The organism is Stenotrophomonas sp. 2YAF22 (assembly GCF_052114665.1).
GTDB lineage: Bacteria > Pseudomonadota > Gammaproteobacteria > Xanthomonadales > Xanthomonadaceae > Stenotrophomonas > Stenotrophomonas indicatrix.
Window position 1 is genome coordinate 1 of the sequence record NZ_JBFRFE010000387.1, and the last position, 4,150, is coordinate 4,150.

General features: G+C 65.9%; 4 protein-coding genes. 2 read left to right on the forward strand and 2 right to left on the reverse strand.

Features of this window, described 5'->3' with window-relative positions; all coding sequences use genetic code 11:
- Together AB4Y84_RS15005 and AB4Y84_RS15010 are read left to right on the forward strand one after the other, a co-directional pair.
- Positions 1-633: pyridoxine 5'-phosphate synthase (locus tag AB4Y84_RS15005; RefSeq protein WP_442250366.1), on the forward strand; the 633-nt coding region annotated here is incomplete at its 5' end.
- A 301-nt stretch (positions 634-934) separates the two neighbouring features.
- Positions 935-2,047: a PA0069 family radical SAM protein gene (locus AB4Y84_RS15010; RefSeq protein WP_442244256.1), complete on the forward strand. Its 1,113-nt coding sequence runs from the start codon at positions 935-937 to the stop codon at positions 2,045-2,047.
- Between the two features lie 30 nt (positions 2,048-2,077).
- On the opposite strand, the gene AB4Y84_RS15015 is transcribed toward AB4Y84_RS15010, so the two are convergent.
- Positions 2,078-2,788: a 2OG-Fe(II) oxygenase gene (locus AB4Y84_RS15015; RefSeq protein ID WP_032978467.1), complete on the reverse strand. Its 711-nt coding sequence runs from the start codon at positions 2,786-2,788 to the stop codon at positions 2,078-2,080.
- Between the two features lie 108 nt (positions 2,789-2,896).
- On the reverse strand, positions 2,897-3,913 hold the full coding sequence (locus AB4Y84_RS15020) for a class 1 fructose-bisphosphatase (protein ID WP_442250367.1): 1,017 nt from the start codon (positions 3,911-3,913) through the stop codon (positions 2,897-2,899).
- Positions 3,914-4,150: the final 237 nt, after the last annotated feature.

Here is a 4,150-nt window from a genome sequence, read left to right on the forward strand (position 1 = left end):
CATGGCATTACCGTGCACCCGCGGCCCGACCGCCGCCACATCACCGCCGAGGACGTGCTGGCTCTGTCGGCGCTGACCCGTGCCCGTGGTGTGGAGTTCAACATCGAAGGCAACCCGTTCGCGCCGCCGCGTGAGGGCTACCCCGGGTTGCTGCCGCTGTGCGCGCAGACGCGCCCGGCGCAGGCCACGCTGGTTCCCGATGGCGATGGCCAGATCACCTCCGACCATGGCTTCGACTTCGAACGCGATGCGCAGCGGTTGCGCCCGCTGGTGGCCGAGCTGAAAGCGATGGGATGCCGGGTGAGCCTGTTCGTGGATGCCGGCAACCCGCTGCTGGAGCAGGCCGCCGATGTCGGCGCCGACCGCGTCGAGCTGTACACCGGCCCCTACGCCGAGGCCCATGCTGCCGGCGACGCCCGCGCCATGCTGGAACTGTTCGCCACCGCCGCGCGCCGTGCACAGGCCGTCGGCCTCGGTGTGAATGCAGGGCACGATCTGTCGCAGGACAACCTGCGTGACTTCCTGGCGGCCGTGCCGGAGGTGCTGGAGGTGTCGATCGGCCACGCGCTGATCGGCGAGGCGCTGTACGACGGCCTGGATGCCACGGTGAAGGGCTACCTGGCACTGCTGTAGGAGTGCATGGGACTTCCCCGGCAGATTGAAGCCCGAAGACGTGCGGCAGGTCCCGTGTTTCGGCCTGGCAAGCGCCCCTGTAGCCGATCTTCCCATCGCAGTTGCTGAGACACCCGTGGCCCATGCTGGCCTGCCGCGGCGATGGCGCGCGCCCGGGCCCAAGCCAGACGACCCTGTGGACAAGTCTGGGGTCAACGTGTCGCCCCATGCCCCTGCGCGCCTACAGCTACGTGAATCCTGGCCGCTTGCGCTGCCTGTGGTTAGCAATAATACTAATAGCCCGTAACGGCCGGAGGGCAACATGCAGCACCCCCCTCGCAACGCCCAGGCCGCCATCAAGGGCCGGGGTTCCACGTCCCATCTCGCGGGGCGCTTTGAAAGCACCGTCAGCGAAGCGGTGGACGACGGCTGGGCAGTGGACGGCAGCGAGGAGTTCCTCGCCCCGCGCCTGCGCACCGAAGTACGCGCGGAGACCGCCCGCAGCATCATCAGCCGCAACAGCTCCCCGGACGTCGGCTTCAGCCAATCGGTGAATCCGTATCGCGGCTGCGAGCATGGCTGCTCCTATTGCTTCGCCCGCCCCTCGCATGCCTATCTGAACCTGTCGCCTGGCCTGGACTTCGAGACCAAGCTGTTTGCCAAGACCAACGCGCCACAGCTGCTGCGCAAGGAACTGTCGAAGCCGGGCTACGTGCCGCAACCGATCGCGCTGGGCATCAACACCGACGCGTACCAGCCGATTGAACGCAAGTTCAAGCTGACCCGCCAGCTGATCGAAGTGATGCTGGAGACGAAGCATCCGTTCTCGCTGATCACCAAGAATGCGCTGGTCGAGCGCGACATCGATCTGCTCTCACCACTGGCGGCGGAGAACCTGGTCAGCGTGCATTTCTCGGTGACATCGCTGGATCCGCATCTGTCGGCGAAGCTGGAGCCGCGCGCCTCGGCACCCCATGCGCGGCTGCGTGCGATGAAGCGCCTACACGAGGCGGGCATTCCGGTGGGCGTGATGGTTGCGCCGGTGATTCCGTGGATCAACGACAGCGAACTGGAAGCCGTGCTGGAAGCCGCGCACGACGCCGGCGCCAGCACTGCAGGCTACGTGCTGCTGCGCCTGCCGCTGGAAGTGGCACCGCTGTTCCGCGACTGGCTCGAAACCCATCATCCCGATCGCGCCGCGCATGTGATGAGCACCATCCAGCAGCTGCGCGGCGGCAAGGATTACGACAGTCAGTTCGGCACGCGCATGCGCGGCCAGGGTGTTTACGCAGATCTGTTGAACAACCGCTTCAAGCTGGCGCGCAAGCGGCTGGGCTTCAACGCGCAGAACAGCCATTGGCCGAAGCTGGATTGCAGCCGGTTCGAGAAGCCGTTGCCGCCGAAGGTGGATACGCCGCAGGGGAGTTTGTTCTAGGTCGTCGCGGTCGCGCCGTGGTGCTGTGCCTCAACCCCCACCAAACAATTTCTGCGCGCTCTGGAACAGGATCCAGCTGGTGGCGATGAACTTGTCGCCGCCCTGCGGCCGGTTGCCGCGATGGGTATGGGTGAACGCAGTCGGCGCGATCAGCAGGCTGCCGGTGCGCGGTGCGATCTTCCGGCCCTGGAACAGGAACTCGGTTTCGCCTTCGTCGAAGTCGTCGTTGAGGTACAGCGTCCACAGCACATGCCGGTGCAGCGTCTCGGCCTGCGCGTCCTTCGGATACAGCTCGCAGTGCCAGTACGGGTAGCCGCCCTCGCCCGCCGCATACCACTGCAGGTTGATCGCGCCCGGGCGCAGGCAGGTGCGCGCCAGATCCGCCAGCTGCTCCGGCGCCATGTCGGGGAAATCCTCGGCCGACAGGCGTCGCGGCTGGCCGTTGCTGTCCTGGATCTGCAACATCAACGGCGCGATCAATGCCTGTGGATAACGGCGTAGATAAGTCTGCAGACCCGCAAATACCGCCTGTTGCAGCTGCTGGTCCACATCCTGCCAGCCATCCACGCCGCTGATCCGCAGATCCTTGCTGTGCTTGAGTTCCGGGAACACACCGCTGCCCACTGCGCCGGGTTTCAGGCCCTGGCTTGCACGCATGCGCGCGACGATCGCAGCGCACACGTCGCTGGGGACGGCGTTGTGGATGACCTCGATGAAATCGACCGGGCCCGGCTCGTGCATGCGTGCATTCCTTCGACGGCAAGGGCTTGATGGTGCCGTTTGCAGCTGCTGCTGTCACCCTGCGGTCATGTCATCAATCTGCCATGACCGCTATAGGGATGGCCGCTGTCAGACGCTCTTCGCGTCATGCTCCTGGTGATAACGCACGGCCTCGGCGACCTCTTCGCGCGAACCGAGGAACACCGGCACGCGCTGGTGCAGCTGGTCGGGTTGCACGTCGATGATGCGCTCGCGACCGGTCCAGGCAGCGCCGCCCGCCTGCTCCACCAGCAGGCCCATCGGGTTGGCTTCGTACATCAGGCGCAGCTTGCCGGCCTTGCCCGGTTCCTTCTTGTCCCACGGGTAGATGAAGATGCCGCCGCGGGTCAGGATGCGATGCACGTCGGCGACCATGCTGGCGATCCAGCGCATGTTGAAGTTCTTGCCGCGCGGGCCTGCCTTGCCGGCCAGCAGATCTTCCACGTAGGCCTGCATCGGCGCTTCCCAGTGCCGCTGGTTGGACATGTTGATGGCGAACTCCTGGGTGGCCGCCGGGATCTGCATGTTCTCGGTGGTCAGCAGGAACTCGCCGGTTTCGCGGTCGAGGGTGAAGGCGTGGGTACCGTGGCCGACGGTCAGCACCAGCTGCGTGCTGGGCCCGTAGATGCAGTAGCCGGCGGCGATCTGCTTGCTGCCCGGCTGCAGGAAGGCGTCATCGYCGGGCAGTTCGACGTTGGTCGGGCAACGCAGCACCGAGAAGATGGTGCCGACGGAGACGTTGACGTCGATGTTGGAGCTGCCATCGAGGGGATCGAACAGCAGCAGGAAATCGCCACGCGGGTAGATGTCCGGCACCGGCTGGCTGTGGTCCATTTCCTCCGATGCGCAGGCGGCGAGGTGGCCACCCCAGGCGTTGGCCTCCAGCAGGATCTCGTTGCTGATGACATCCAGCTTCTTCTGCGCTTCGCCCTGCACGTTGCCGGTACCGGCCTCGCCGAGCACGCCACCGAGGGCGCCCTTGCTGACGGCGATGGAGATGCTGGTGCAGGCGCGGGCGACGACCGCGATCAGCTGGCGCAGGTCGGCGTTGATGCGGCCGGCGTGCTGCTGCTGGATCAGGAAGCGGGTCAACGAGGTACGGGACATGGGCGGGCAGGTCTCGGCAACGGGAAAACGCCTATTGTCGCTGGTCTGACTTGCGCGTGGGTGAGCGGGGGTAGGCGTAATCGTTTCCAGAGGCATTGCGGTCGTGGCGCCTTCCCTTCGTCGAGGCGCGCGGGAGGGGGAGACAATGCAGGACACGCTGCAAGTACGTCCATGTAAGCTCGATGGCGCCTTGCTCGTGTGCGCTGTCCTGCGCACACGGCAAGACCGGGGTTGGGC

Bases quoted from the DNA above. Each gene is read 5' to 3' on its own strand.
- AB4Y84_RS15010 (WP_442244256.1), top strand. From the start codon at position 935: ATGCAGCACCCCCCTCGCAACGCCCAGGCCGCCATCAAGGGCCGGGGT.
- AB4Y84_RS15015 (WP_032978467.1), bottom strand. From the start codon at position 2,788: ATGCACGAGCCGGGCCCGGTCGATTTCATCGAGGTCATCCACAACGCC.